Consider the following 24,041-nt stretch of genomic DNA (forward strand, 5'->3'; position numbering starts at 1 on the left):
TTGCGCCACGTAAGTTGCGATACAGGGGCCACTTGAGCTTGGCAAGTCGCAGGGGCTGGCGGTTTTGACGTCGCAGGGCAAATAGCGTACTCCATCGGCGAAACACGGAGCGGCGCAGAGCCTACCATGCAGCCTACCGCCAACGTCGCCATTGTGGTTGTCACCTACAATAGGCCCGATTTCCTCCGTCAGTTGCTGGCCTCGCTGCAGGCTCAGTCCGTGGCGCCACGATGGATCATCGTGGTTGACAATGCTAGTTCTGACCATACTCCGGAGGTCGTTGCGGCTGCGGCTGCGGCGGCAGAGGGGAGCAGGACGCCAATCGTCTCGCTGCCTCAACCCGCCAATATCGGCGGGGCAGGCGGGTTCTCAGTGGGGGTGAGCAAGGCCGTCGAGCTCGGAGCCGACTGGCTTTGGTTGATGGATGATGATGTGGAGGCGCTTCCCTCGGCAGTGGAAGTGCTGCTCAACTGGGGCGAGCGGTTCAAATGCATCCATGGGCGGCGCTACGATGCGAACGGCCAGCCCTTCTTCTTTCAGCCAGTTTTCAGCGAATGGCTGGGCGTGCCATTGCCGCGGCTTGGCGATCCATTCGCCGACGCCGACCACATCACCATCAATGCCGGGTGTTTTGAGGGCATGTTCGTTCACCGAACCGTAGTGGAGCAGGTCGGGCTGCCTGATCCCCGGTTCTTTATCACTTGGGATGACGCAGTTTATGGATGGCTCGCGTCCAGGATCACACCTGTCGTCCTGGTCAACGACTTCGTGCTGAAACGCCTTCGGCAGCAGCGGCAGATCAGCCTAGGCATAAGGCATCTTAACGATAGCAGCGACTTGTCGCGCTTCCACGTGATGCGCAACCGCGCATATGTAGCCAACTATTTTGCGCAAGCTGGCGTGTTCAGGCCCTTTGGCTTTGCCCTGGGAACTATGCTGACAGCGCTCAAGGAGCTGACGCGCATTGTGGCGATCGAACGGCGGGCCGAAGGGGTCATTCCCTTGTGGCGGGGCTGGCGAGCGGCGCGACGGATTCGCCGGGAGAAAAATTGGCGGCCTATGCCTCAACTTGCTCATCGGCAGACGCCTTCTTCCCGGGCTCAGTGAGTAGGGCTTGGGCATAGAGCCGAAGACTTTCCGGTAGATCCTCGATCAGCGACCCCCCGTCACTAATTCTGTCGGGTAAGCTCTGCAGAATGCTGCTCGCCTCATTGTCATAGGCGGAGAAGGCGGCGTCTCCAGGATCGGGACGGCTTGCCAGGAGTGAGCTTAGGATTAGGCGCAGGCAGCAGTCATCGCAGAAACGCGTACCCAGTTGTAGTGCTCGCCGAGATACGGCCGCAGCTGTTGTTGCCAGTTCATTGCCGGACATGGGGCGGTGGGACGGCTCTTCCCCTTTGCGCCTTGCTCGCACGACTTCGGGGTTCAAGAGCAAGGTTTCCGCAAGCAGTGCTGGCGCGGCGCTCTCGGCGTTGCCGAGGTCAGGCTCCAGATTGTGGAACTCCAAAAAGGAGCGGCGGAACAGCGCTGGTCGGACTAACGGCTCGGTGCACAGGCTCTCGGCTGCACTGCGTTGAACATCCACGACAAGATGCTCCTTGCCCTGAGCGGTGCCAAGGACCGCAAGATCCGCATTGCCGATGATCGCAGCCTCGAACAGTCGCGCTGTTAGCGGCAGGGAGAGATGGTGTGCCAACATCCCAAAACCAAGATATCGGCCGCTGGCGAGCGAGACGGCCTTAGCCAGCGCTTCGGCCGTTGTCGGCGCTTCTGCAATCACGATCTTGACGCGTTCGGACGCACGAGATTCCAGCCGGCTCCGGGTTTCCTGGTTGAGATCAGTTGCAGCAAGAACCAGCTCGACGGTGAAGGCGGTCGGCTCGTCTTCGAGAGCCAGAAGCCTGTCGGCGTTTGCAACGGGCAGGATCAACGAGATGTCGATCGCGTCAGCGGGCCCGGCATGGATCAAGGTGTGCAGGCTTGCATCGCGGAGGCGGAAGTGGCGCGCGAGGGACTTCAGGCGCGGGTAAATACCGCCTGTAGGGTAGCGGAGCGACTCAAAAGCCCCAATCAGCCAATCAATGATGGTGTGCGCCGCAATCTCTTCCACCATGGCCAAATCGAAGCAGCTCTCATCGATATAGACGTTGACCAGCTTGTTCTTGAAGGCTTCTAGCTCGGAAAGGCTCCCTAGTATCGTAATCCCGGGCATTGCCTCTAGGTAGGACCGCTGCTCAGCTCTTACATAGGGACTTGGGTGGAATAGCAGTGCCTGCGAGCCTGGACGCGCATGGACAAAGTTTATGGCCCGCTCCGCGCCTGCGGGGCCAAGATGGACGAGAATTTGGGCGGCACTCGCGTCCAGGAATGCCTCACCATTGTAAGAAACCGCCATCGAACTGGTGGCGTCATGAACCCGTGCAGTTAGCTGTTCCGGCAACCACAAGCTACGGGCAGAATGGGAGGAAAAGGCGGGCAGATGATCGGAAAGGGCGGTCATGGACGGCTCCATTGCCGCGCACGCGTGAGGGCACGCTGTAGCAGTCCGCTCGTCCCGGCGCGGTCCTCCGGGCCCAAAGCAATTTCCGGCTCAACTTGCTCGGGCTCGCGGCGGTGTGTCGCGATCATGAAGTCGGCCTGAGTTTCCGGCTCGGCGGTGCTGGAGTGCACCTGCTCAAGACGGGCAGCATCTTTTTGCAGGAACAGCCATGTCATAAGGGCACGGTCAGTTGGCAGCGCCCCTGGTTGCAGAGCGGCCGCTATCCACTCATCGGGCAGCTTTTCGAACTGGTCGCCAAGTAGTGCCACCAAGTTGGTGCGCAGAACCGGCGGCACCGACACGGCGCACCAAAGGGCGAATTGGGCGAGGAATGACACAGCATGAACGCCGGCGAGGGAGTGACGATGTTCTGCGAACACCCCCTCATTCATGATTGCCATCGACCGCACCAGGTCAAAGCGGCTCAGGTCGTTGCGGTCGGTGATCTTGCCCTGTCGTTGGGTTCGATAGAAGTAGCCGGTCTCGCCAGTAAGCACGATGTGGTCTGCAGCAAATAAGGCGTCGAAGTGAAAAGGCAGGTCCTCGTAGACGATGCCTTCGGGAAAGCGTGCCACCCTCTCGCGCAGGAATGCACTTGAATAAACTCTGTTGCAGCACTGCGGCTCCATACCACCCAAGATGGGGTGTGCCTCAATGTTGGTAACCGCCAGCTGCCGCCCGTTCAGCACGGCTGCTCTAATGCCTTCATCATAAAAGGGCCAGAACTCGGCCTTGCGTTCATGAAAAACAATGGCTCGGAGCCAACCGAAGTCGGCCTTGTGCCGATCCATCAGTATCACGAGATTGGCGTAGGCAGCCGCGTTTATCCAATCATCGCCATCCACAAAGGCGATCCTAGGCGCCGTTGCGTGTTTCAAGCCCAGATTGCGGGCAAAGCCGGGCCCTTTTGGCTCCAGCGAGCCAGTGTTCAGCAGACGAATATTTGCATGCGGATGAGCGGCGGCAAAGGTTTGCACCTTGAGCGCCGTATCATCCGCGGATGCATCGTCCACAACGATGATCTCGCTCGAGATGACCATGGGAGCCGTGACGCTGGCAAGGCAGGCTTCGATATAGCCGCTCAGATTGCGTGCGGGAACGATGAAGCTTAGATCCGCCATTAGCCGGTAACAGTTCCTTCGAACAGAGTGGAAGTGTCTTTGGTCTTGATCGATTTGGAGCTTACGGGCATGAGGCCCTGCGCTTGAAGAATGCCGCTCATGGCGCGCTCAAACCGATTGTCCTTGTGCGCCACAAACTGGCGAATGGCAGCTTCCCTCGTGGCATAATGCGCCGCATCGTTCAGCAGTGGCTCAATGGCCTGGGCCATCGCATCTACATCGCCGAGTTGCACGAAGTCGACGATACCAGCCAAGGTACCATGCTCCGCTTGGTCTGCTCCCACTTCACTGATCACCGGCGTGCCGAGCGAAAGAGCCTCGAGCAGCCGATTGGTTTCAAGCAGACCGTTCTCGTAGAAGTGGATGTTGAGCACCAGCTTGGCGCGCCGGATTGTGTCGCGCATGGCATCATCAAAGAGATCATTGATGATCGTCACGTTGAAGCGCCTTCCGAGCGTCTCGAGTATTCGGAGTCTTCGAGGGCAGTTTTCGTTGCCGTAGAACAAAACATCGATGTCTTTTTGCTGAGCGGTGTCGAGCAGCAATTCCGGGTTCGTGTCTAGCGGCATGAAGGCAAGCCGTTGAGCAGGGACGCCTTGTGCCTCTAGGTAGGCAATGTTCTGTTGGGAATAGTCGAGAATAAGTTCGGCGCGTGAGAGCAACCCGAAGTAACCTGATGTGAACCAGCGACTAGCCACGTGCTGTTCCATCTGCACGGCGTAATACCCGTCCGGCAGATCGGGGAAGTTTTGCGGGCAGACCGCGAACACGGCTCGGTACGGGCTGGGGTCCCCGACGCGATCACGAACCATGTCGACCGCGAAGCCCGCCTGCCGCAGGCTCCTTGCGATAAGCTCAGCGGTGAAAAGCGCATGCGCCGTCGTGGCAACAAGGCAGCGCTCGGGTTTCTGATACTCCGCAGCCGTGCTGGATCCTTTGCCGGTTTTTAGAGCCTGCCCGGTGCGCAGGAGGCCAAGCTTAAGCTGCCGCACGGGTGCCGTGAGGCGCCAAGAGGTGCTCGCGCGCATCTGCGCTAGTTCACGCTCGGCACGCTCGGCGCGGATGGAAAGCTCATGGACTTGCCGGCGTGCTGTTTCCACTTCCTCCCCCAACGCGATTTCGCGACGACTTGCCTCATCGGCTGCAACTTTCAGGCGGGCGGTCGCTTCCTCGGCGAGCACAGGCCCAAGCAGGGCTGATGCAGGATCAAATTGCGCCCGGATTTCGCTCAATCGATGCTGAGCCTGAGGGCGCTGCCCTATGTCGCTCAGCAATCTGCTGGCGAGATAAGCGTCACTGACCGGACCGGGCAAGCGTGCCAGATCTTCGGGAGAGTAATTAAAGTGAGCCAGATCCGACCGCAGCGAAGCAACAATTTCAGCATCAGGAGTGCTGGAGGTGATACGCGCCTCCTCCATCCAGCTTCGCAAGCGGCCGATATGTGCTGCGGGCTCAGCTAGCAGTTGCTCGAACTCCACGTGGAACGGCTTGAAGCTACGGCTGTGTGCTTCTGCATCCAATTGGTGGCGCAGCCAAAGCAGGGAAGCGAACCCCTCGGAGAAGCCGTTACGGTGTACCAGCGAGGCGGCAACCGACAGCGGATTGCGCAAGGTCAGCGCGATCCGTACAGAGACGTCCATCTCAGATAGCAACTCGATGAAAAAGGGAACGAAACGGCAGATGCGCGGGTCTTTGACGATGAAGACGGGGGCATTGCCGTATTCTTCAAGCAACAGCGTCTTAACGCGCGTCTTAAACTCCTCCAGCTTGGGCAGCCCCAAACGCGAAAGATCGAGTGGACCTAAGTCGTCCCAGCGGCTCCCTGCGGCTTCCAGCAACTCGTCATGGAGAGCCAGCAGTTTTCTGGGCTCCCAATGTCCCGCGTCATTGCCCAATTGGGCCCCAAGCAGGTTTGTGGGTAGCTGGGCGCCCAAAAGGTTCAAGATACGCGTAAGCGCACTGGTTCCAGAACGATGCATTCCAAGAACAAGAATGCAGGTGCGCATGCTGGTTTGCTCTCCTCTACAGCAAGACTGCAGCAGACTATGCTGCTTTGCGTCGCTCGTTCAAAATCCAGCATGGGCCGGAGCCTCATTTATGGGGGTGCGAGCGCTGGCGACGAACTAGCGCTTGTAAGACCAAGATTGCCTTAAGACAACCTTCGTCATCCCTTCGGCCTAGTCTGCTTAGCTATGACGATAGGCTCCCGTTGCAGTCAGCGTGACTGGGGGATGGCCCACTACGAGCCGGACGGCGGTGAGGCGGGCGGTGGCGAAGGCTCCGGTGTCGATATTGATGTGGGAGGGTAAGAGGAGGGGAGTGGGGAGCGGAGTGTGGCCATGCACCACGACCTTGCCGAAGGCGGTGTAATCTGTGGCGGCGTCGGGGCGGTACCAGAGCAGGTCATCTTCGCTTTGCTGCTCGAGGGGCAGGCCGGGGCGCAAGCCTGCATGCACGAAGATGGTGGTCGGTGTTTCGATCACGCTGGGGGCGGCTTCGATGAACCGTCGGTGAGCCGAGGGAATAGAGCTTTCCAATAAGGCGCGGGCGCCTTTGCTGGATAGGCCGCGAAGCGCACCGGCAGTCAGCCCGTAGGACTGCAGTGTTTGCGTCCCGCCAAGCCCCAGCCAATGGTGCCGCTCGGAAGGGGCGGCCAGGAAATCAAGCATCATGGCTTCGTGGTTGCCGGCCAGGGCCAGCCGCGTGAAGCCATCCGGCGGGGGCGCGAGCAGATGCTCGATCACGCCAGCGGAGCGGGGACCGCGATCAACATAGTCTCCCAACATCACGAGCCATTTCTCGCCCGCATATGATGCGGCGTCAGCAAGGATCATGCCTTCCAGTTGCTCGAGCAGATCAAGACAGCCGTGAACATCGCCCACGGCATAGACGACTGCCGGATCAGTTGAAGCGCGCAGCCTTGGCCGCTCCCCTTCGGCGGTGAGTGCAGATCGATCAAGCAGCCGCTGCAGGAACTTCATCTTGTGCACCATCCGCGGCACAAGTGCCGGCTTGGGTCAGGGGCGGTTCGGCTTAGGTGAGCCAGTTCTCTTGTAACACCAGTATTGCAGCAAAGGCTGCCAAGGAGATCGTGCCGACGCCACGATTTGAAACTGGTCAGGACTGTTCATCACATCGTGCCGACGGCGATGTGGTCACCCGCTGGCCCACATTCAGCAGTGCAAGCGCGCAAGATTAACTGGAACAGCAGAGTCTTGAAGATTCAAGTTGGCTAGCAGTTCTACATACGCAATACTCTGTTTACCACGCGAGCTATCAGGCCTGCCATGAACAATGTCATGCGTCCTCTTGATACCCAGACAGCAAAGTACATTACCGAACTTTTGCTGGAGGATACGGGCGCTGAGGGCGCTCTTGTTCAAGTGGTTCCTGAAAACGACAATGAACCGCCCGTACAAACGGAACATGGAGGCCTGCCGCTGCTCTGGGAAGACGGCTGTCCCGTCGCGGCTGTTCCGAGCTCGTCCCAATTGCAGATCAAGCGAGTGGTCGATGTAACCCTCGCCCTCGCGGCGCTTGTTGGGCTGGCTCCGCTCTTGCTCCTTGTCGCAGTCCTTGTGGCCGCCACCAGCCCGGGTCCCATCCTGTTCAGGCAGCGGCGCGAAGGGCTGGGTGGGCGCTTGTTCTGGACATTGAAGTTCCGATCCATGCCGGTGGATCGCTGTGACAAGAGCGGGTTGCAGCAAACCAGGCGGAATGATCCGCGGCTCACGCCTTTTGGCGCCTTTATCCGCCGGACCAGCATTGATGAGCTGCCGCAATTGCTCAATGTGCTGTGGGGAGAGATGTCCCTGGTCGGGCCTCGTCCGCATGTGCCGGGCATGTTTGCCGGCGGCATGCCCTACAAGGATCTGGTGCCCTATTACGATTGTCGGCTTGCCGTGCGGCCGGGGATCACTGGCTGGGCACAAGCCAATGGCCTGCGCGGGCCGACGGGTGATGCGGAGGCGGCACGGTCCCGCATCGAGTTCGACCTGGCCTATATGCAGAACTTGTCCGTGTGGCTTGATCTCAGGATACTGGGTCTTACCCTGCGAAACCAGTTTTTGACCGGGTCCGGCCACTAAGCTGGTGGTGAATGGCGGGGGTGACCTCATCGTGTCGGAGCGGTGAGAGCAGTTGGTGTGCGTGCGAGGGCCAGCCAAGGGCAAGAAATTTTACCCGGGCTGCTGCGCGCCCCACGCGACGATCTCGTTTAACTCTACTCTCCTGCTAGAGTATTGCGCGCAACGTCTTCAGGGAGACTCAGATTGAGAACGACAGCCAGACTGCTTGCCTATGGCGCCTTGGGCGCTTCTCTGGTGCTGGGCTTTGCCGTTACGGCGCATGGGCAGGATCGGACCATCATCAATGTCTCGTATGATCCGACGCGTGAGCTGTACCGGCAGTTCAACGAAGCCTTTGTGCGCCATTGGCAGGAAACTACGGGCGAAAACATTGCTGTACAGGTGACCCATGGCGGTTCGGGCTCGCAGGCGCGCACGGTGATCGACGGGCTTGAGGCCGATGTGGTTACCTTGGCCCTCGAGAGCGACATCAATGCCATCGCCGACGGAACCGATCTCATCCCCGACGACTGGCGCGGGCGGTTCGAGAACAACAGCGCACCCTATACGTCCACAATCGTGTTCCTGGTGCGTAAGGGCAATCCGGACGGCATCGTTGATTGGGGTGACCTGATCAAGGAGGGGGTGGAAGTGATTACGCCCAATCCCAAGACTTCGGGCGGCGCCCGTTGGAATCTTCTGGCTGGATGGGCCTGGGCGCGCGCCCAGGAGGGCGGGAGCGACGAAACGGCGAAGGCCTTCATCACCGAACTTTACCAGCATGTGCCGGTGCTCGACACCGGTGCGCGTGGCGCGACCACGACCTTTGTGCAACGCGGCATCGGCGATGTCTTGCTGGCCTGGGAGAACGAGGCCTACCTCGCGATGGAGGAGCTTGGCCCCGATGCGTTCGATATCGTGACCCCCTCCGTTTCGATCCTGGCCGAGCCGCCCGTCGCCCTGGTGGAAGGCAATGTGGACCGCAAGGGGACGCGGGACGTTGCGGAGGCTTATCTGCAATATCTTTATTCCGACGAAGGGCAGGCCATCGCCGCTGCGAACTATTATCGCCCATTCCGCCCCGAGGCTGCGGCTCCCGAGGATGTTGCGCGGTTTGGTGAGGTCAATCTTGTGACTATCGAGGAGTTCGGCGGCTGGCGCGAGGCGCAGCCGGCGTTCTTTGCCGATGGGGGCATCTTCGACCAAATTTACTCAGGCCCTACACAGTAGTTTTGGAGGATCGGCCGGGCAGCCGGCCGATCCCCGCCTTGTTGATCCCTTTTTCGCCCATCCCGAGGTGGTGCGGGTCTATCCATTCGCTTGCGTCACTATGCCCGACTAAGGTATCTCGCGCATAAGCGTCGGGCGAGAAGGCGAAGAGCATGATCAAAGACGGCGGCGTCGGCACGGGAGTGCCCGAGGAATTATTCGTAATTGCCGATCGGCCATCGGCTCACTGCGCCAGCCTCCCAGTAGCCGACAGCCGTAGCCTTGTCGCAGTGGGCCCGCGGGCCAAGCGGGAGCAAGCATGAGCGCGGCCGGGAACAGCTACAGCATGCCGCTCCCTGATCAGCAACTCGCAGGGATGCTTTCCGCACGGGACGCAATCGAGGGCCGGCTGGAGCAGTTGCTTGCCAGTCCAACAGGTGTGCCGCCCAATTTGAGCGCGGCGTTGCGTCATGCGCTGCTTGCCCCCAGCAAACGCATACGGCCCTTGCTGGTTTATCATGTGGTGGAGCCCCAGGACGCGCAGATTGCCGGCGCACTTGACCTGGGCTGCGCGGTGGAGATGGTCCACACCGCCTCGCTCATCCTGGATGATCTGCCCTGCATGGACGACGCGCTGATGCGCCGGCAACGGCCGACAACGCATATGGCGTTTGGGCAGGCGACCGCCATTCTGGCGGCTATTGCCCTTTTGAGCCAGGCCTTTGGGATATTGGCGGCGCTTGCCGGCGTTGACGATGCCACCAAGGCCCGGCTTGCGGCGGAGTTGTCGGCGGCGGTAGGCTGGACCGGCTTGGTGGCGGGCCAGGAGCTCGACGTCAATGAGCGCGCCAGCATTGTTGCCGTGGATGGAATCGAGCAGCTGAATTGGCTCAAGACAGGCGTGTTGTTTGTGGCGGCCGCCCGGATGGGCGCCATGCTGCGCGGCCTGCCCGATAAGGAGGTTGAGGCCGTTGGCTTGTTTGCTTCCCATTTGGGACTGGCGTTTCAAACTGCCGATGACCTGCTCGACAGCAATGCGACGGCCGACGAGGCAGGCAAGGATGTCGGCAAGGATGGCAACAAGACCACGCTCGTGACCTTGTTTGGCGAACAGGCGGCGCTGCTCAGCTATCGCGAGCATTTGGACAAGGCGGAAGCTGCGCTGTTGCAGACTCGGATCAATGCCCGACCTTTGATGGCCATGATCGCCCGCCTGTTTGAACGACGCGAGACCCCGACGCCGTGATCTCGCAGCCAGCGGCACTACAAGTCCAGGCGCTGCGCATCAGCTATGGCAAAAGACAGGTCCTTAACGGGGTCGATCTCGTGGTGAACGCGGGCGAGATCTTCGGCTTGCTCGGGCCCAATGGCGCGGGCAAGACAACGTTGATCCGGTCGATCTGCGGGCGCTGCAAACCCGATGCGGGGCAGATCTCCATCGCCGGCAAAGTGGGCCGGAGCAGGGATGTGCGCCGCCAAATCGGCCTCGTGCCGCAGGAGATCGCGCTTTATCCCCATCTCACCGCGCGCGAAAACCTGCTGGTATTCGGGCGATTGATGGGGCTTTCGGCCGCCGAGGCGAAGGCCGCTGTGGTCTGGGCGAGTGCTGCCACCCATATCGAGGCGCGACTGGCCGATCAGGTGGGGATCCTGTCAGGTGGCTGGAAGCGCCGCGTCAATATCGCGTCGGCTATTCTGCATCGCCCGGCGCTGCTGATCCTCGATGAGCCAACCGTCGGGGTCGATGTGGAAGCGCGTAACCATCTGCACGAAGTGATTGCCGAATTGGCGGGTGCGGGCATGGGAGTGCTGCTGGCGACCCACGATCTCGATCAGGCCGAAACCATTTGTTCCCGGGTGGGCTTTTTGCGCGGTGGCGTGATCGGGCCGCAGGGCGCGCCACGGGCCCTCGTGGATGAGGTGTTTCAAGGGCGCCAACAGATCATCGTCGAGTTGCGGCGCGCCCCGACACCAGAGCAGATCGACTTCCTCAATCAGCGTGGGTTTGAGCCGGTGCAGGCAGCGATGATCTGGTCGCGCATGAGCGGGGCGACGCCGATACCGGCTGCAGACCTGGCGAAATGGCTGGCCAATGCCGGCATCGAAACGCGTGAATTGCGGCTGCGTGAGCCAGGGTTGGACAGTCTTTTTCTCCACCTGTCGCGGCAAGGGCAAGTAGAGCCGGGGGCAGCCGCATGATCGTGGCCATGCTGCGCGTCATGGTGCTCAGTCTTGTGCGTGATCGCGGTGCGCTGGCGATGGCCTTTGTGCTGCCGCCGATGATCTTTGTGATCTTTGCCGCAATTTTTGCAGGGACCGGGGGGGAGGAAATGCGCCTCCAGGTGGGGTTCGGGGTGGCTGATGCTGCGTCCGTCGATCCCCGGTTCGAGGCGGCGTTACGTGAAATCCCCGCGCTTCGGGTGCTGGAGGGCAGCATTGGCTCGGAAGCCGAGATGCAGGCATTGGTGCAGGCAGGCCACGCCGATGTGGGACTGTTTCTGCGTGATGGGCTGGCGCGCACCGATGCCGCACCCGTGGTGATCTTTGCCGACCCGGCCAAGAGCATGGCCCCGGCCATATTGATGGGCCATGTGCAGCGCATCCTGGCCCAGGATCTGCCCGATGTCGCGGTGTCGAGAACGGCACCCCTGGTGGGTGAGCTCGTGGGCGGCTTTTCACCAGAACAATCCCAGCGTCTTACCGCGGCTCTCAACGCGCTGGCCGCAGCGCCGGCGGAGGGCGGTGCGAGCGCCGAGCTCAGCGAGATCCATACGGTGGGTGAGGCCAGCGATGGCAGCGCCGCCGTCACCTATTATGCGGGTGCCGTCGCGATCCTGTTTCTGCTGTTTTCGGCGATGCAAAGCGCGGCGACCCTGATCGAGGAGCGCAATTCGGGCATTGTCGATCGACTGGCGGTGGGGCCAGCGGGAACCGATGTCGTCGTGATCGGCAAGTTCCTGTTCCTGATCGGGCAGGGCGTGGTGCAGGCCGGCTTGATCTTCGCGCTCGCCATCCTGCTCTACCAGGTGCCGGTGTTGCAGCATTGGTGGCCATGGTTGCTGACCACTGTTGCCGCGGCCGTGGCTGCGGCGGGGCTGGGGCTGGCCGTGGCGGCATTTTGCACCAGCAAGCAGCAGGCACAAACCATTGCAACCTTTCTGGTGCTGGTGTGCTCCGCGGTGGGTGGCTCGATGGTGCCTCGGTTCATGATGCCGCCCTGGCTGCAGGAACTGGGCTGGTTCACCCCCAATGCCTGGGCCATCGAGGCGTATCAGGGTGCGATGTGGCGGGGGGATGCCCTGGCGGCATTGGCGCCGAGCCTCGCCGTTCTGGTCGGGACCGGGCTGGTCGGGGTGTCGTTGGCGGTGGGGATCTCGCGGTTGCGGCTGCGCTTTTAGGCCGCGCGAGCTCTTGCCCTCACTTCAGCCGCGTTCTGGGCTATGCTAGACTAGACATAGGCGCCTGATCGAGTTTGAACATGGACACGCTTCTCCACTTTCTTGTGCCGACCGTGCTGGTGGTGGCAACCACCGCCTTCATGGAATGGTTCGCGTCCTGGTCCCATGAGCACATCATGCATGGCTGGGGATGGGGCTGGCATCAGTCACACCACGAGCCGCACGACGACGCGCTGGAAAAGAACGATCTCTTTGCGGTCGTGTTTGCCGGCTTTGCCATCGCCTTGTTCGCGCTGGGGGCCTTTGTGTGGTGGCCACTGACCTGGATTGCGCTGGGCATCACCATCTACGGCGCCTTGTACTTTTTCATGCATGACGGGCTGGTGCATCAGCGCTGGCCATTCAAGCATGTACCGCGCAAGGGTTATCTCAAGCGGGTGTACCAGGCGCACCGCCTGCACCATGCGGTGCAGGGCAAGGACGGCTGCGTGTCCTTCGGCTTTGTTTATGCCGAGCCGGTCGACAAGCTGGTCAAGAAGCTCAATACGGGGCGCCGGCCATTCGATGCCGAGGCGCTCAAGGACGAAGAACGTCCCACCGCCTAGGGGCGCTGCCAGAGCCCGTCGCGATCGGCCTGGGGCCGGGGTAGGCGGGAGGCGGCCACATCGGCGAGGCTCGCGAGAACCAGCAGGGTTTTGCGGGTGCCCGAGGTTGAAACCCGGGCGTCCCAGGCGTTGGGGCCACCTTGGCGCAATTGGGTGCCGATGGCGCGATAAACCCGGCGCGCGGCAGCAATGGCCCAGGCCGAACGGGGTGGCAGCGCCGCCATTCCCGATCCTGCGGACGCATAATAGCGCTCAGCCAGGTCGAGCAGTTCAAGCGCCGCACGATGCAGCGCCGGGCGCTGTTCGGCATTGTCGGGCTCGATGGTCGTGATGCCATGGCGGGCGAGCAGGTCGGCGGGCAGGTAAACCCGGCCGGCGCGGGCGTCTTCAACCACATCGCGGGCGATATTGGTGAGTTGGAAGGCGATGCCGAGGTCCGAGGCACGATCCAGCACGCGGCTGTCGCGGGCGCCCATGATCATGGCCATCATCACGCCGACGACGCCAGCAACGTGATAGCAATAATCGAGGGTGTCGTTGATGGTAGCGTAACGGCGCTCGGCGGTATCCATGGCGAAGCCGGCCAGCAGTTCCTGGGGGTGGCGCGCCGGGATTTGGTTGCGCTCGACGACGCGGCGCAGCGCTTCAAAGATTGGATCGTTTCCCGTTTCGCCCCGCAGTGCGGCGGCGGTCTGTTCCTGCAGCTGGTGCAGCCGCTCGGCTTGGCCGCGCCGGAATTCGGGATCCTGCGCATGGCCCAGGGTCTGCCCGTCGATGACGTCATCGCAGTGGCGGCACCAGGCATAGAGCATGACGGCGTCGTCGCGGGTTTGCCGATCGAACAGGCGCGCGGCGGCGGCAAAGCTTTTGGAGCCCTGGGCGATGGCAGTTTCGCTTTGGGTAACGACCGCATCGCTCATGGGGCGGCATCCGCAATCATCAGGCCCGCGGTGGCCTTGGCCGAGCCGACCACGCCGGGAATACCAGCTCCGGGATGGGTGCCGGCGCCCACGATATAGAGATTGCCGAAGTTGTCGTCGCGGTTGTGCGGCCGGAACCAGGCGCTCTGGGTCAGGATCGGCTCGACCGAAAAGGCGGAACCGAGATGGGCGTTGAGTTCGTCGCGGAAGTCGAAGGGGGTGAAGTGGCGAACGGTCACCAGATCCTTGAGGAGATCGGGGATGTAGTGATCGTTGAGGTATTGGAGGATGCGGTCGCGATAGATCGGTCCCTGCACGTCCCAGTCAATATCGGCAGTGCCCAGATGGGGCACGGGCGAGAGCACGTAATAGGCGCTGGAGCCGGCCGGGGCGAGGCTGGGGTCGGTGACTGACGGGGCGTGCAGATAAAGCGAGAAATCATCGGCAAGACCATCGGCCTTGAAGATTTCCGAGATCAGCTCGCGATAGCGGGGCCCGAACAGCACCATGTGGTGGCGCAGCTCAGGATGTTCGGTCTTGAGGCCGAAATAGATCACGAAGAGCGACATGGAGAAGCGCTTCTTTTCGAGCGCCTTGGCTTGGGCGGGCCCGCGCTGGGTGGCGCGCAGCATGTGCTTATAGGTGTGCACCACATCGGCATTGGAGGCGACCATGTCGAAGCGCTGGGTGGTGCCATCTGCGAGTGATACACCGGTGACGCGGTCGCCCTCGGCTTCGATGCGGTCGATGGCGGCGTTGAGATGGACCTTGCCGCCCAGATCCTCGAAGAGGCGCACCATGCCCGCGATCAGGGCGCCCGTGCCCCCTTGAGCAAACCAGACGCCGCCCTTGCGTTCAAGGGCGTGGATCAGGGCATAGATGGAAGAGGTCTCGAAGGGATTGCCGCCAACCAGGAGCGAATGGAAGCTGAAGGCCTGGCGCAGTTGGTCGTCCTTGATGAACTGGGCGACCTTGGAATAAACGCTGCGATGACTTTCGAGGCGCACCAGCTGGGGTGCGGCCTTGATCATCGACCAGAAATTGAGGAACGGCACGGTGCCCAGCTTCTCGTAGCCCTCGCGATAAAGGTCTTCGGAATAGCGCAGGAAGCGGTGGTAGCCAGCCACGTCCTCGGGGGACTTGGCGGCGATCTGGCGATCGATATCGGCCTGATCATTGGCGTAGTCGAAGCGATAGCCGTCCTCCCAGCAGAGCTGGTAGAATGGGGTGACGGGCAAAAGGGTGACATAGTCCGAGAGCTTGCGTCCGCTCAGCGCCCACAGCTGCTCAAGGCAATCGGGATCGGTGATGACGGTGGGGCCGGCATCAAAGGTGAAGCCGTCGTCGGTATAAACATAGGCGCGCCCACCGGGCTTGTCGCGCTTTTCGAAAAGGGTCGTGGCAATGCCGGCGCTTTGCAGGCGAATGGCAAGGGCCAGTCCGCCAAAGCCAGCTCCGATCACTGCCGCGGTTTGGTTGGGCTTGGCGCTCACGAGTGCTCCTGGGACAAGAAGGGCGCTTCCCGCAGACAGGGCAGGGCGCGATGAATGGGGACCGGCGGCTTGCCCATCAGGATGCGCGCCATATCGGCCGGCGTGGTCTGGCCGGCATAGAAGCGCTCGATCAGCGGTTCGCCAAGGCGATAAAACCGCTGCAGGACGAGGTGGCGGCGCTCGGGCCGGGCGGCGCGAAACAACATGCGGTTGAGCAGGCGATAGAATTTTTGCGCATGGGCGCGCGTGATGGCGTGGGCGCGGATGCGCGCCGCGAGTTCGGGGCTGGCGGAGGGCCAGGTGTCGGCCACAAGATTGGCAACGCGCACCGCTTCGGGGAGGCTATAGCCGGTGGTGGGATGAAAGAGCGCGGCCCGCATGCCGGCCTGGGGGATGTCGCGCGGACGATCGGCCCAGAATTGCTCGGCATCATAGGCGAGCGCGATCGGGAGGACGCCATGTTCCTCGCGAACCACTGAGGCGATAGTCCAGCCGTGCGCCTGCGCGTAGGCAGCGATGTCGCGGGCCAGTTCGGCGCGGTCGAGATTTTCGCCATCCGAATAGCGGGTGTCCTCGATGAGGATGCGCCTGGGCGAAAAGGGCAGGAGATAGACAAAGCGGTAGCCGTCGCGCTGGTCCACCGACGCATCCATGATCACGGGATAGGTGATCCCGTGCGGCTCGGTGGTTTCGACCTCCTGGCCGACGAATTTCTGGAAACCGAGCGCCAGCGCCGGGCTGGGGCTGAAGCCGCTGGTGTCGATGACGCATTGGGCCCGCAGCTCTTCGCCGCTGGCGAGGGTCACTCCATCCGGGCGGAGATCGGCGACGGGGGCGGCGCTGCGGATCGTCAGGTTGGGAAGAGCTTGCATGGCCGCGGCCACGGAAGCCGAGGACAGGCTCGCATAGCCGGAGCGAAGATCGCGTGAAAAGGCCTGGAAGCGGACGGATTGGCCGGCCCAGCGATGGGCGACGAGCGGGGACAGCCAATGCAGGTCGGCAGGGCTGACATCGCCGGTGTGGAACGACCAGGTATGTTCGCCAAAGGGCTGGTCGCTGGCTTCGAGCATGAGGACGGGCGGGGGATTGGCCGTGTTGGCGAGACGTTGCGCAATCAAGGCGCTGGCCAGTCCCGCACCAACGAGAATCAGCGGATCGGTGGTGGTGCCTTGCTGCATGAAGAAGGTGCGGTCCGCTCGGTGTTGCGGCCGGACAATAGGGGATTGGCGGGCAAAGTCATCAAGCTTCGTTGCAGCGGCGCTAACATCTTCGAGCGCGAAGTTGTCAGATGCTCCCGACCAGCGGGCGTTTGGCGCCATCGTTGCCGCTGGGGCAACAGAGTGTAGCGCTAACGCGCGGTTGCGCCGCCGCCGGTCGGTGGCCGATATTCCTGGCCATGACAAGCCCGAGGAGTGAGGCCATGGCTATCGAACATTATCGCGACGCGCCGGGTGCGGGAGCGGAGGCACCGCTGTTTGTGCTGTTTCATGGCACGGGCGGGGACGAGAACCAGTTCTTCGGGCTTGGGAGCCAGCTTTTGCCGGGCGCGCGGGTGGTCACGCCGCGGGGCGATGTCAGCGAAGGCGGGGCGTTGCGGTTTTTCCGCCGCACCGGCGAGGGTGTCTATGACATGGACGATCTTTGGGCGCGGGTGGCTGGTATGGCCGCGTTCATCGAGGGGCGACGGGCGGAAAGCCAGCCAAGCAAGCTTGTCGGGCTGGGTTATTCCAATGGCGCCAATATTCTCGCAGCGCTGCAGTTTGTCCGGCCCGAGCTGTTTGATGCCAGCGTGCTGATGCACCCACTTATTCCGTTTGCGCCGCCCGCGAGCCCGGGTCTGGCAGGGCGGCAGGTGCTGCTGACGGCGGGCCGCCGCGACCCGATGGTGCCGGCCGGAGGCACCGAGGCGCTCGAGCAGTACTTTGCCGGGCAGGGCGCGCGGACCCGCCTCTTCTGGCATGAAGGGGGCCATGAGTTGCGGCAGGAAGAACTGCTGGAAGCCCGGGATTTTCTCAGCCCCTTTGCCCCAGCCCAGGCCTGAGCGCAGCCGGGAGCCGGGCGATCAAGCTTGTCGAAGGCAGGGCATTTGCCGAACCGGATTGTCGTGCTAGCACATGACGATCCGGGGGAGGACTTCGATGAGCCGTATCGCTGTTACAGCCTTGACCATCGCCATGCTGGCCGTGCCGGCATCGGCCGCCAGCTTTGATTGCAGCAAGGCGAGCACGCCTTTCGAGCGCGCCATTTGCGAGAACCCCGAGCTGTCGCGCGCCAACGAGACCCTTGCCAAGAGCTTTGCCACGGCGACCGGTGGGCTGACCACCCAAGCAACGGATGCCCTGCGCGCCGACCAGCGGAGCTGGCTCGACTTTGCCCAGCGCGCCTGCAGCGATGATGCGCAGCCCTTGACCACGGGGAGCTATGACGAAGAAGGGGTCGCGTGCCTGCGCACCCTGTTCGAGAACCGGGGCAAGGTGCTGGAAGGCAGCCGCATGCTGGGTGGCAAGCGGTTCTATCCCACGAGCAACTACGCAGTGCTGCCCGACCCGGACGCGGCAGGCGATCCGGATTCCTTCTGGAAGGTGGCCACCCATGAGCTGGCTCTGCCCCTGCTGGACAGCGACGATCCCCTAGCCGCGGGGTTCAATGAGTTCGTGGTTGCGCAGGCCAATCAACTGACGCCCCTGCGCACGCTGGCAAACGAGGGTGAAGCCGAAGCGCTGGAAACCAGCAGCGACAGCGATGTCGCCATCACGGTCCAGGAGGTCACGCCCAGCCGGATCAGCCTTGATGTGTCGACCTTCTGGTATGGGCATGGCGCGGCGCACGGCAATTGGGCGACCACCTATCTGCATTACTATGTTCCCGAGAACCGCGCGCTGGAGGCCAGCGACTTGTTCACGGGTGAGGGCTGGCAGGGCAAGCTGCTCGACCTGGTCTGGCAGCAGCTGCAACAAGAGCATGGCGAGAACCTGCAACTAGAGGGGCCGCAGGACCTGGCCGAGGTAGTAACCGATCCCCGCCGGTGGAGCTTTGAGAATGACCGCGGGCTCACTGTGCAGTTCGAGCCCTATGAGGTGGCCGCCTACGCCTATGGCGCCCCGACAGTCACCATCGGCTGGGACAAACTCGAGGACCTGCTGGGCCCCAATGCCAATGCGGTGCGCTACGGCTCCTGAGGCTCAGGCGCGCAGGTCGGCCCATTCGGGATGGCGGCGGAACTGTGCCACCACATAAGAGCATAGCGGGGTGATCTTGAAGCCCTCGGCGCGCGCATCGCTGATCGCCGCATTGACGAGGCGGGCGGCAATGCCGCGGCCTTCGAATTGCGGCGGCACGCCGGTATGGTCGATGACCATGGAGCCATCGGGTCCCGTGCGGTAGGTCATTTCCGCCTCTGCCCCGCCATCGAGGCGCACGAGGTAGCGCCCGCTCTTGGGACCATCTTCACGTTCCACTGTGTATTGGGTGTCGCTCAAGGGGCTCGTCCTTGGTTGGATTGGGCTCGGATCATAAAACGCCGCGGGGCGCCGGCAAGTTGCCGGCGGGGTGGCCGCGAGAAACTGGAGACGCAGATGTCCATGCCTATTCACCACATGATTGCCGCCGGCCCGCAACCGGTGGCGCCGTTTTCCCATGCGGTGGAGGCCGATGGCTGGGTGTTCGTCACCGGGCAAATGCCGACCGACCCGGCGGCGCCCGATGCACCGCTGCCGGAGGGGATCGAGGCGCAGACGCGTCGGGTGGTCGAGAATTTGCGGGTGGTGTTGGCCGGGGTCGGGCTGGGGCTCGAGCACGTCACCATGGCGCGGATCTACCTCACCCAGTTCGAGCGGGATTACGCGGCGCTCAATGCGCTGTGGCCGACATTTTTCGAGGCAGGGAAACTGCCGGCGCGCACCACGGTGGGGGTGACGGCACTCGCGGTGGGGGCGCTGGTCGAGATCGATCTGGTGGCACGGCGGCCTTAGGACGTTGGTTGGGGCGGCACCGGTGAAGAGTGCCTTGCGTCGGAGCTCTCGCCCCCCGCCCTTGATCCCTCCCCGCGAGGGGGAGGGTCTCGACTGCGGGTCCGGTGGGCTTAGGCGGTGTAGGCTTTGACGGTCTGCTGCTGCTCGCCGAGGCCTTCGATGCCGAGGCGCATGACGTTGCCGGGCTTGAGCCAGACGGGCTCGGGCTTGATGCCCATGCCGACGCCGGGAGGGGTGCCGGTGGTGATGATGTCGCCGGGCTGCAGGCTCATGAACTGGCTGACATAGCTGACCACATGGGCGACGCCGAAGATCATGGTCTTGGTGGAGCCGTCCTGGTAGCGCTTGCCGTCCACTTCGAGCCACATCTTGAGGTTTTGCGGATCGGCAACTTCGTCCTTGGTCACGAGCCAGGGGCCGATGGGGCCAAAAGTGTCGGCGCCCTTGCCCTTGTCCCAGGTGCCACCGCGTTCGGTCTGGAAGTGGCGCTCGGACACGTCGTTGCAGACGCAATAGCCGGCGACATAATCCATCGCATCGGCTTCCTCGACATAGCGGGCTTCCTTGCCGATCACGACGGCGAGCTCGACTTCCCAATCGGGCTTGATCGAATTCTTGGGAATGATGACGTCGTCATTGGGGCCGATGATGGCGCTGGTGGCCTTCATGAAGATGATGGGCTCTTCGGGAATGGCCGCGCCGGTTTCGGCGGCATGGTCGGCATAGTTGAGGCCGATGCAGATGAACTTGCCCACATTGGCCACGCAGGGGCCGATGCGATCGCTTTGCAGCTGGGGCAGGGCGTTGATGTCGGCCGCACGGATGCGTGCCAGCCCTTCGTCCGAGAGGGTTTGCCCGCCGATATCGGCCACAATGCCGGTCAGGTCACGAACCGTGCCGTCTTCGGCCAGAATGGCGGGCTTTTCGGCGCCCTTAGGCCCAACGCGCAGCAGTTTCATCGGCGAACTCCATGGTTGTAAGTGGCTTTGCGCGGATTGCGCTCAGCCATAGGGAAAGGTGTTGGGGGTGTCGGCACTCTCGTCGCTGTCGGCGAAGAGGTGTGGGTATTCGCGGGCAAAGGCGAAGAGTTCAACCATTACCGCATCGATATGGGCGCGGATGGCCGAGGTGGCTTGGTTCTGGTCGCCCGACAGGATGCCGTCAAAGATCGCCTGGTGCTCGGCAATGGTGAGGGCAAGGCGCCGCGGGGTGATGATGAGGCGGCGGGCGCGGTCGAGATTGGCGCGGGCCGAATCGATGATGCCCTTGATCTTGGTGAACCGCATGGAGCGGAAGATGATGTCGTGGAAATCAATGTCGAGCCCATGGAAGCGCTCGCTGTCTTCCTCAAGGGCGGCGGTGCGTTGTGCCGCCATATTGGCGTGCAGCGCCGCCATCACCTCGGCGTCGTGATTGCCGATCAGCACGCGCAGGGCTTCGCTTTCGAGGCCCTTGCGGATCAGCATGTATTCCCGGACATCGGCAATACGTACGAGGGACACGGTGGAGCCGCGTTGCGGGGCAATTTCAACGAGGCCCTCGATCTGCAAGCGGCCCAGGGCTTCGCTGACCGGAAAGCGCGAAACGCCCAGTTCTTCGCAGATGGCTGCCTTGTCGAGAGTTTCGCCGGGAGCCAGTTGCAGCGAGACAATCGCCTGGCGCAGCGAATTGGTCACATCAAGGGTGACGCTGCCACGCGCTGGGGCATGGCTTCGCTGCAGAAATTGGTAGGGACGGGCTTCCGAACTCATGCTAACATGTTAGTCGCAGTCGAGGTTCCTGGCAAATCCAACGCGCGGAGCGGTTTTCCCGTGCCGCAGTCTGGCGGCAAGTCCGCAGGCGAGAGCGCCCAGAGACCCATGAGTGGAGCCAATTATGTCTGAGACCATGATTCGTCCGGAAGCCAGGACCCTGGTGCTGAACCCTCGCGACAACACGGCCGTGGCGCTGTCCAATCTGGAAGCCGGGACGGTGACGCCGCAGGGCGTGGTGATCGGCAAGCGCGTGCCTAAGGGGCACAAATTCGCGGTGCGGCCGATCCGCGCCGGCGAGGCCGTCACCAAGTTCGGGCAGATCATCGGCTTTGCCAAGGACGCGATCGCGGCGGGCGACTGGGTGCATGAGCACAATTGCGGGATGGGTGGCGCCGATGGCACGCTGCATCACGACTACGCTTTTGCCGAGGGGGCGGTGGCGCCCGAGATGGTGCCGGTGGCCGAGCGGGCGACCTTCCAGGGCTTCCGCCGCGCCAATGGGCGGGTGGGAACGCGCAATTATATCGGCATCCTGACCTCGGTGAACTGTTCGGCGACCGTCGCCAAGTTCATGGCCGAGGAGATCAATCGCTCGGGCATTCTGGCCGACTACCCCAATATCGATGGTGTGATCCCGTTCGTGCATGGCACGGGCTGCGCCATGGATATCCAGGGCGAGGGCTATCAGATCTTCCGGCGCACCCAATGGGGCTATACTGCCAACCCGAACCTGGGCGCAGCGCTGCTGGTGGGGCTGGGCTGCGAGGCGTTCCAGATCGGCAAGATGAAGGAAAGCTACGGGCTGAGCGAAACCGACACCTTCCAGACCATGACAATCCAGGAGATCGGCGGCACCCGCAAGATGGTGGACTGGGGCGTCGAGCGGATCAAGGAAATGCTGCCGGTCGCGGCACGGGCGCAGCGCGAAACGGTGGATGCGTCCGAGCTGATGCTGGCGCTGCAATGCGGTGGCTCGGACGGATATTCGGGCATCACCGCCAATCCGGCGCTCGGTTATGCGGTCGATCTGCTGGTGCGGCAGGGCGGCACGGCGATCCTGTCCGAAACGCCTGAGGTTTATGGGGCCGAGCACATGCTCACGCGCCGTGCGGTTTCGCGTGAGGTGGGCGAAAAGCTCATCGAGCGCGTCCACTGGTGGGAAGACTATACCCGCCGCAGCGGTGGCGAAATGAACAACAATCCCTCGCCCGGCAACAAGCTGGGCGGGTTGACCACCATCCTCGAAAAATCGCTGGGCGCGACCGCCAAGGGCGGCACCACGCCGCTGACGGCGGTCTATGAATATGCCGAGCAGGTGCGCGAAAAGGGCTTTGTGTTCATGGACACGCCCGGCTTCGATCCGGTTTCGGCGACCGGCCAGGTGGCGGGTGGCGCCAATATCCTGGCCTTCACCACGGGGCGCGGTTCGGCCTATGGCTGCAAGCCGGTGCCCTCGATCAAGTTGGCCACCAATTCCGATGTTTATGCCCGCATGACCGAGGACATGGACATCAACTGCGGCGATATCATCGAGGGCGTCTCGATCGAGGAAAAGGGCCAGCAAATCTTCGATCTGCTGCTGCGCATCGCTTCGGGCGAAAAGAGCAAGTCCGAACAGCTGGGTTATGGCGACAACGAGTTCGTGCCCTGGCAGGTCGGCGCGACCATGTAGAGGCGCGCTGCGTCCTCCCAAGTGGCCGCCCGGAGCCGGGCGGCCTCGATGAACCGCCAAAATCCAAGTTGCTCGGCCACGCCGCTCGCCCGGAGCTTTTACCCATGTCCGCCCTCGACAAAGCCCTTACCATCAATGAACTGATGGCAATCGCCAAGCGGCGGGTGCCCAAGCAGTTCTTCGATTATGCCGATTCCGGTTCCTGGACCGAGGTAACCTATCGCGCCAATAGCGAGGATTTCAGCCAGATCAAGTTGCGCCAGCGCGTTGCCGTGAACATGGAAGGGCGCACGCTCGCGACTACCGTTTGCGGCGAGCAGGCCTCCATGCCGGTGGCGCTGGCGCCGACGGGCTTTACCGGCATGCAGAGCGCCGACGGGGAAATCAAGGCGGCGCGGGCGGCCGAGAAGTTCGGCGTGCCGTTTACGCTATCGACCATGAGCATCTGCTCGATCGAGGATGTGGCGGAGAACACGGGCAAGCCGTTCTGGTTTCAGCTTTACATGATGCGGGACCGCGGGTTTATCGAGCGGCTGATCGACCGGGCCAAGGCGGCCAAATGCTCGGCGCTGGTGCTGACCATGGACCTGCAGATTCTTGGGCAGCGGCACAAGGACTTGCGCAACGGCATGTCGGCACCGCCCAAATTCACGCCGCGGTTCGTCTTTGAAATGGCGCGCAAGCCGCAATGGGCCATGCAGATGCTGGGCACCAAGCGGCACACCTTTCGCAATATCGTGGGGCATGTTGATGCTGCGGGGGATCTCTCCAAGCTGTCGGCCTGGACGGCATCCCAGTTCGATCCAGCGCTGAGCTGGAAGGAGATCGCCTGGGTCAAGGAGCGGTTCGGCGGGCCGGTGATAGTCAAGGGCATTCTCGATCCCGAGGATGCGCGCGAGGCGGTGGCGCATGGGGCCGACGGGATCATCGTGTCCAATCACGGCGGGCGCCAGCTCGATGGCGCACCATCCTCGATCCGCGTGCTGCCCGAAATTGTCGATGCCGTTGGCAACAGCACCGATGTGTATCTCGATGGCGGCATTCGCTCGGGCCAGGATGTGCTCAAGGCCATGGCGCTGGGCGCCAAGGGGACCTTTATCGGCCGTGCGTTCCTGTGGGGGCTGGGTGCTGGAGGCGAGGCCGGCGTGACGCGGGCGCTCGAGATCATCCGGCGGGAACTCGACATCACCATGGCGCTCTGCGGAGAGCGCGATATCAAGGCGGTGGGTCTGCACAATATCTATTCCATCGACCTGCCGCCGCGGAACTCGCCGCTAGGGGCGAATGGCTGA

At 62.6% G+C, this 24,041-nt stretch carries 22 protein-coding genes; 12 read left to right on the forward strand and 10 right to left on the reverse strand.

The features are described from left to right. Window positions 1–126 precede the first annotated feature (126 nt). On the forward strand, window positions 127–1,107 hold the full coding sequence (locus AC3YMN_RS01125) for a glycosyltransferase family 2 protein (protein WP_489888613.1): 981 nt from the start codon (window positions 127–129) through the stop codon (window positions 1,105–1,107). On the opposite strand, the gene AC3YMN_RS01130 is transcribed toward AC3YMN_RS01125, so the two are convergent. The 4 genes from AC3YMN_RS01130 to AC3YMN_RS01145 all read right to left on the reverse strand — a co-directional run bounded on the left by AC3YMN_RS01130 (window position 1,058) and on the right by AC3YMN_RS01145 (window position 6,641). Beyond that, window positions 1,058–2,500 (reverse strand): hypothetical protein, encoded by a 1,443-nt coding sequence (locus tag AC3YMN_RS01130; RefSeq protein ID WP_489888614.1) that lies wholly within the window; start codon window positions 2,498–2,500, stop codon window positions 1,058–1,060. The two genes, AC3YMN_RS01125 and AC3YMN_RS01130, sit on opposite strands and share 50 nt — an antisense overlap. After that, the gene (locus tag AC3YMN_RS01135; protein ID WP_489888615.1) at window positions 2,497–3,660 is read right to left on the reverse strand and encodes a glycosyltransferase family 2 protein; all 1,164 of its coding nucleotides are present in this window, start codon (window positions 3,658–3,660) and stop codon (window positions 2,497–2,499) included. The genes AC3YMN_RS01130 and AC3YMN_RS01135 overlap by 4 nt, the downstream gene beginning before the upstream one ends. After that, window positions 3,660–5,666 (reverse strand): sulfotransferase, encoded by a 2,007-nt coding sequence (locus AC3YMN_RS01140; RefSeq protein WP_489888616.1) that lies wholly within the window; start codon window positions 5,664–5,666, stop codon window positions 3,660–3,662. Before AC3YMN_RS01140 ends, AC3YMN_RS01135 begins: the two co-directional genes overlap by 1 nt. A 180-nt stretch (window positions 5,667–5,846) precedes the next feature. Then, complete coding sequence (locus tag AC3YMN_RS01145) at window positions 5,847–6,641, reverse strand: metallophosphoesterase family protein (RefSeq protein ID WP_489888617.1); 795 nt, start codon at window positions 6,639–6,641, stop codon at window positions 5,847–5,849. 318 nt (window positions 6,642–6,959) lie between these two features. Between AC3YMN_RS01145 and AC3YMN_RS01150 the strand changes: the two genes are divergently transcribed. From AC3YMN_RS01150 to AC3YMN_RS01175, 6 genes are all read left to right on the forward strand, one after another. After that, on the forward strand, window positions 6,960–7,748 hold the full coding sequence (locus tag AC3YMN_RS01150; protein ID WP_489888618.1) for a sugar transferase: 789 nt from the start codon (window positions 6,960–6,962) through the stop codon (window positions 7,746–7,748). 183 nt (window positions 7,749–7,931) lie between these two features. Then, window positions 7,932–8,957: a sulfate ABC transporter substrate-binding protein gene (locus tag AC3YMN_RS01155; RefSeq protein WP_172124306.1), complete on the forward strand. Its 1,026-nt coding sequence runs from the start codon at window positions 7,932–7,934 to the stop codon at window positions 8,955–8,957. A 298-nt stretch (window positions 8,958–9,255) separates the two neighbouring features. After that, entirely contained in the window at window positions 9,256–10,182 is a 927-nt protein-coding gene (locus AC3YMN_RS01160) for a polyprenyl synthetase family protein (RefSeq protein WP_489888619.1), read from the forward strand. Beyond that, complete coding sequence (locus AC3YMN_RS01165; RefSeq protein WP_489888620.1) at window positions 10,179–11,135, forward strand: ABC transporter ATP-binding protein; 957 nt, start codon at window positions 10,179–10,181, stop codon at window positions 11,133–11,135. The genes AC3YMN_RS01160 and AC3YMN_RS01165 overlap by 4 nt, the downstream gene beginning before the upstream one ends. After that, complete coding sequence (locus tag AC3YMN_RS01170; protein ID WP_489888621.1) at window positions 11,132–12,334, forward strand: ABC transporter permease; 1,203 nt, start codon at window positions 11,132–11,134, stop codon at window positions 12,332–12,334. Before AC3YMN_RS01165 ends, AC3YMN_RS01170 begins: the two co-directional genes overlap by 4 nt. Window positions 12,335–12,414: 80 nt before the next feature. Beyond that, on the forward strand, window positions 12,415–12,939 hold the full coding sequence (locus AC3YMN_RS01175) for a sterol desaturase family protein (RefSeq protein ID WP_127754078.1): 525 nt from the start codon (window positions 12,415–12,417) through the stop codon (window positions 12,937–12,939). On the opposite strand, the gene AC3YMN_RS01180 is transcribed toward AC3YMN_RS01175, so the two are convergent. Genes AC3YMN_RS01180 through crtY form a run of 3 tightly spaced genes read right to left on the reverse strand, consistent with a single transcriptional unit; the run spans window position 12,936 to window position 16,530 of the window. Further along, the gene (locus tag AC3YMN_RS01180) at window positions 12,936–13,859 is read right to left on the reverse strand and encodes a phytoene/squalene synthase family protein (RefSeq protein ID WP_489888622.1); all 924 of its coding nucleotides are present in this window, start codon (window positions 13,857–13,859) and stop codon (window positions 12,936–12,938) included. The genes AC3YMN_RS01175 and AC3YMN_RS01180 overlap by 4 nt on opposite strands. Then, window positions 13,856–15,352 carry a phytoene desaturase gene (locus tag AC3YMN_RS01185; RefSeq protein ID WP_489888623.1) on the reverse strand — a complete coding sequence of 499 codons (1,497 nt, stop codon included), beginning with the start codon at window positions 15,350–15,352 and terminating at the stop codon, window positions 13,856–13,858. The genes AC3YMN_RS01180 and AC3YMN_RS01185 overlap by 4 nt, the downstream gene beginning before the upstream one ends. Continuing rightward, on the reverse strand, window positions 15,349–16,530 hold the full coding sequence (crtY, locus tag AC3YMN_RS01190) for a lycopene beta-cyclase CrtY (protein ID WP_489888624.1): 1,182 nt from the start codon (window positions 16,528–16,530) through the stop codon (window positions 15,349–15,351). Before crtY ends, AC3YMN_RS01185 begins: the two co-directional genes overlap by 4 nt. Before the next feature lie 242 nt (window positions 16,531–16,772). Between crtY and AC3YMN_RS01195 the strand changes: the two genes are divergently transcribed. Together AC3YMN_RS01195 and AC3YMN_RS01200 are read left to right on the forward strand one after the other, a co-directional pair. Continuing rightward, the gene (locus AC3YMN_RS01195; RefSeq protein WP_489888625.1) at window positions 16,773–17,393 is read left to right on the forward strand and encodes an alpha/beta hydrolase; all 621 of its coding nucleotides are present in this window, start codon (window positions 16,773–16,775) and stop codon (window positions 17,391–17,393) included. A gap of 97 nt (window positions 17,394–17,490) precedes the next feature. After that, window positions 17,491–18,531, forward strand: a complete 1,041-nt coding sequence (locus tag AC3YMN_RS01200) for a DUF3298 domain-containing protein (RefSeq protein WP_489888626.1) — start codon at window positions 17,491–17,493, stop codon at window positions 18,529–18,531. 3 nt (window positions 18,532–18,534) lie between these two features. Here the strand turns inward: AC3YMN_RS01200 and AC3YMN_RS01205 are convergent, their stop codons facing one another. Continuing rightward, a complete protein-coding gene (locus tag AC3YMN_RS01205) occupies window positions 18,535–18,831 on the reverse strand; it encodes a GNAT family N-acetyltransferase (protein ID WP_248305123.1) in 297 nt (98 codons plus the stop codon). Between the two features lie 117 nt (window positions 18,832–18,948). Here AC3YMN_RS01205 and AC3YMN_RS01210 point away from each other — a divergent pair, with 117 nt between their 5' ends. Then, entirely contained in the window at window positions 18,949–19,323 is a 375-nt protein-coding gene (locus tag AC3YMN_RS01210) for a RidA family protein (protein ID WP_127755291.1), read from the forward strand. Between the two features lie 110 nt (window positions 19,324–19,433). On the opposite strand, the gene AC3YMN_RS01215 is transcribed toward AC3YMN_RS01210, so the two are convergent. Next, on the reverse strand, window positions 19,434–20,282 hold the full coding sequence (locus tag AC3YMN_RS01215) for a fumarylacetoacetate hydrolase family protein (protein WP_489888627.1): 849 nt from the start codon (window positions 20,280–20,282) through the stop codon (window positions 19,434–19,436). A 42-nt stretch (window positions 20,283–20,324) separates the two neighbouring features. Further along, the gene (locus AC3YMN_RS01220; RefSeq protein WP_489888628.1) at window positions 20,325–21,074 is read right to left on the reverse strand and encodes a GntR family transcriptional regulator; all 750 of its coding nucleotides are present in this window, start codon (window positions 21,072–21,074) and stop codon (window positions 20,325–20,327) included. A 124-nt stretch (window positions 21,075–21,198) separates the two neighbouring features. On the opposite strand from AC3YMN_RS01220, the gene AC3YMN_RS01225 reads away from it, so the two are divergent. Then, the gene (locus AC3YMN_RS01225; protein WP_489888629.1) at window positions 21,199–22,749 is read left to right on the forward strand and encodes a UxaA family hydrolase; all 1,551 of its coding nucleotides are present in this window, start codon (window positions 21,199–21,201) and stop codon (window positions 22,747–22,749) included. A 104-nt stretch (window positions 22,750–22,853) separates the two neighbouring features. After that, window positions 22,854–24,041, forward strand: coding sequence for an alpha-hydroxy acid oxidase (locus AC3YMN_RS01230; protein ID WP_489888630.1), 1,188 nt, complete (start codon window positions 22,854–22,856; stop codon window positions 24,039–24,041).

It is taken from the genome of Devosia sp. Z11_6 (assembly GCF_058133665.1).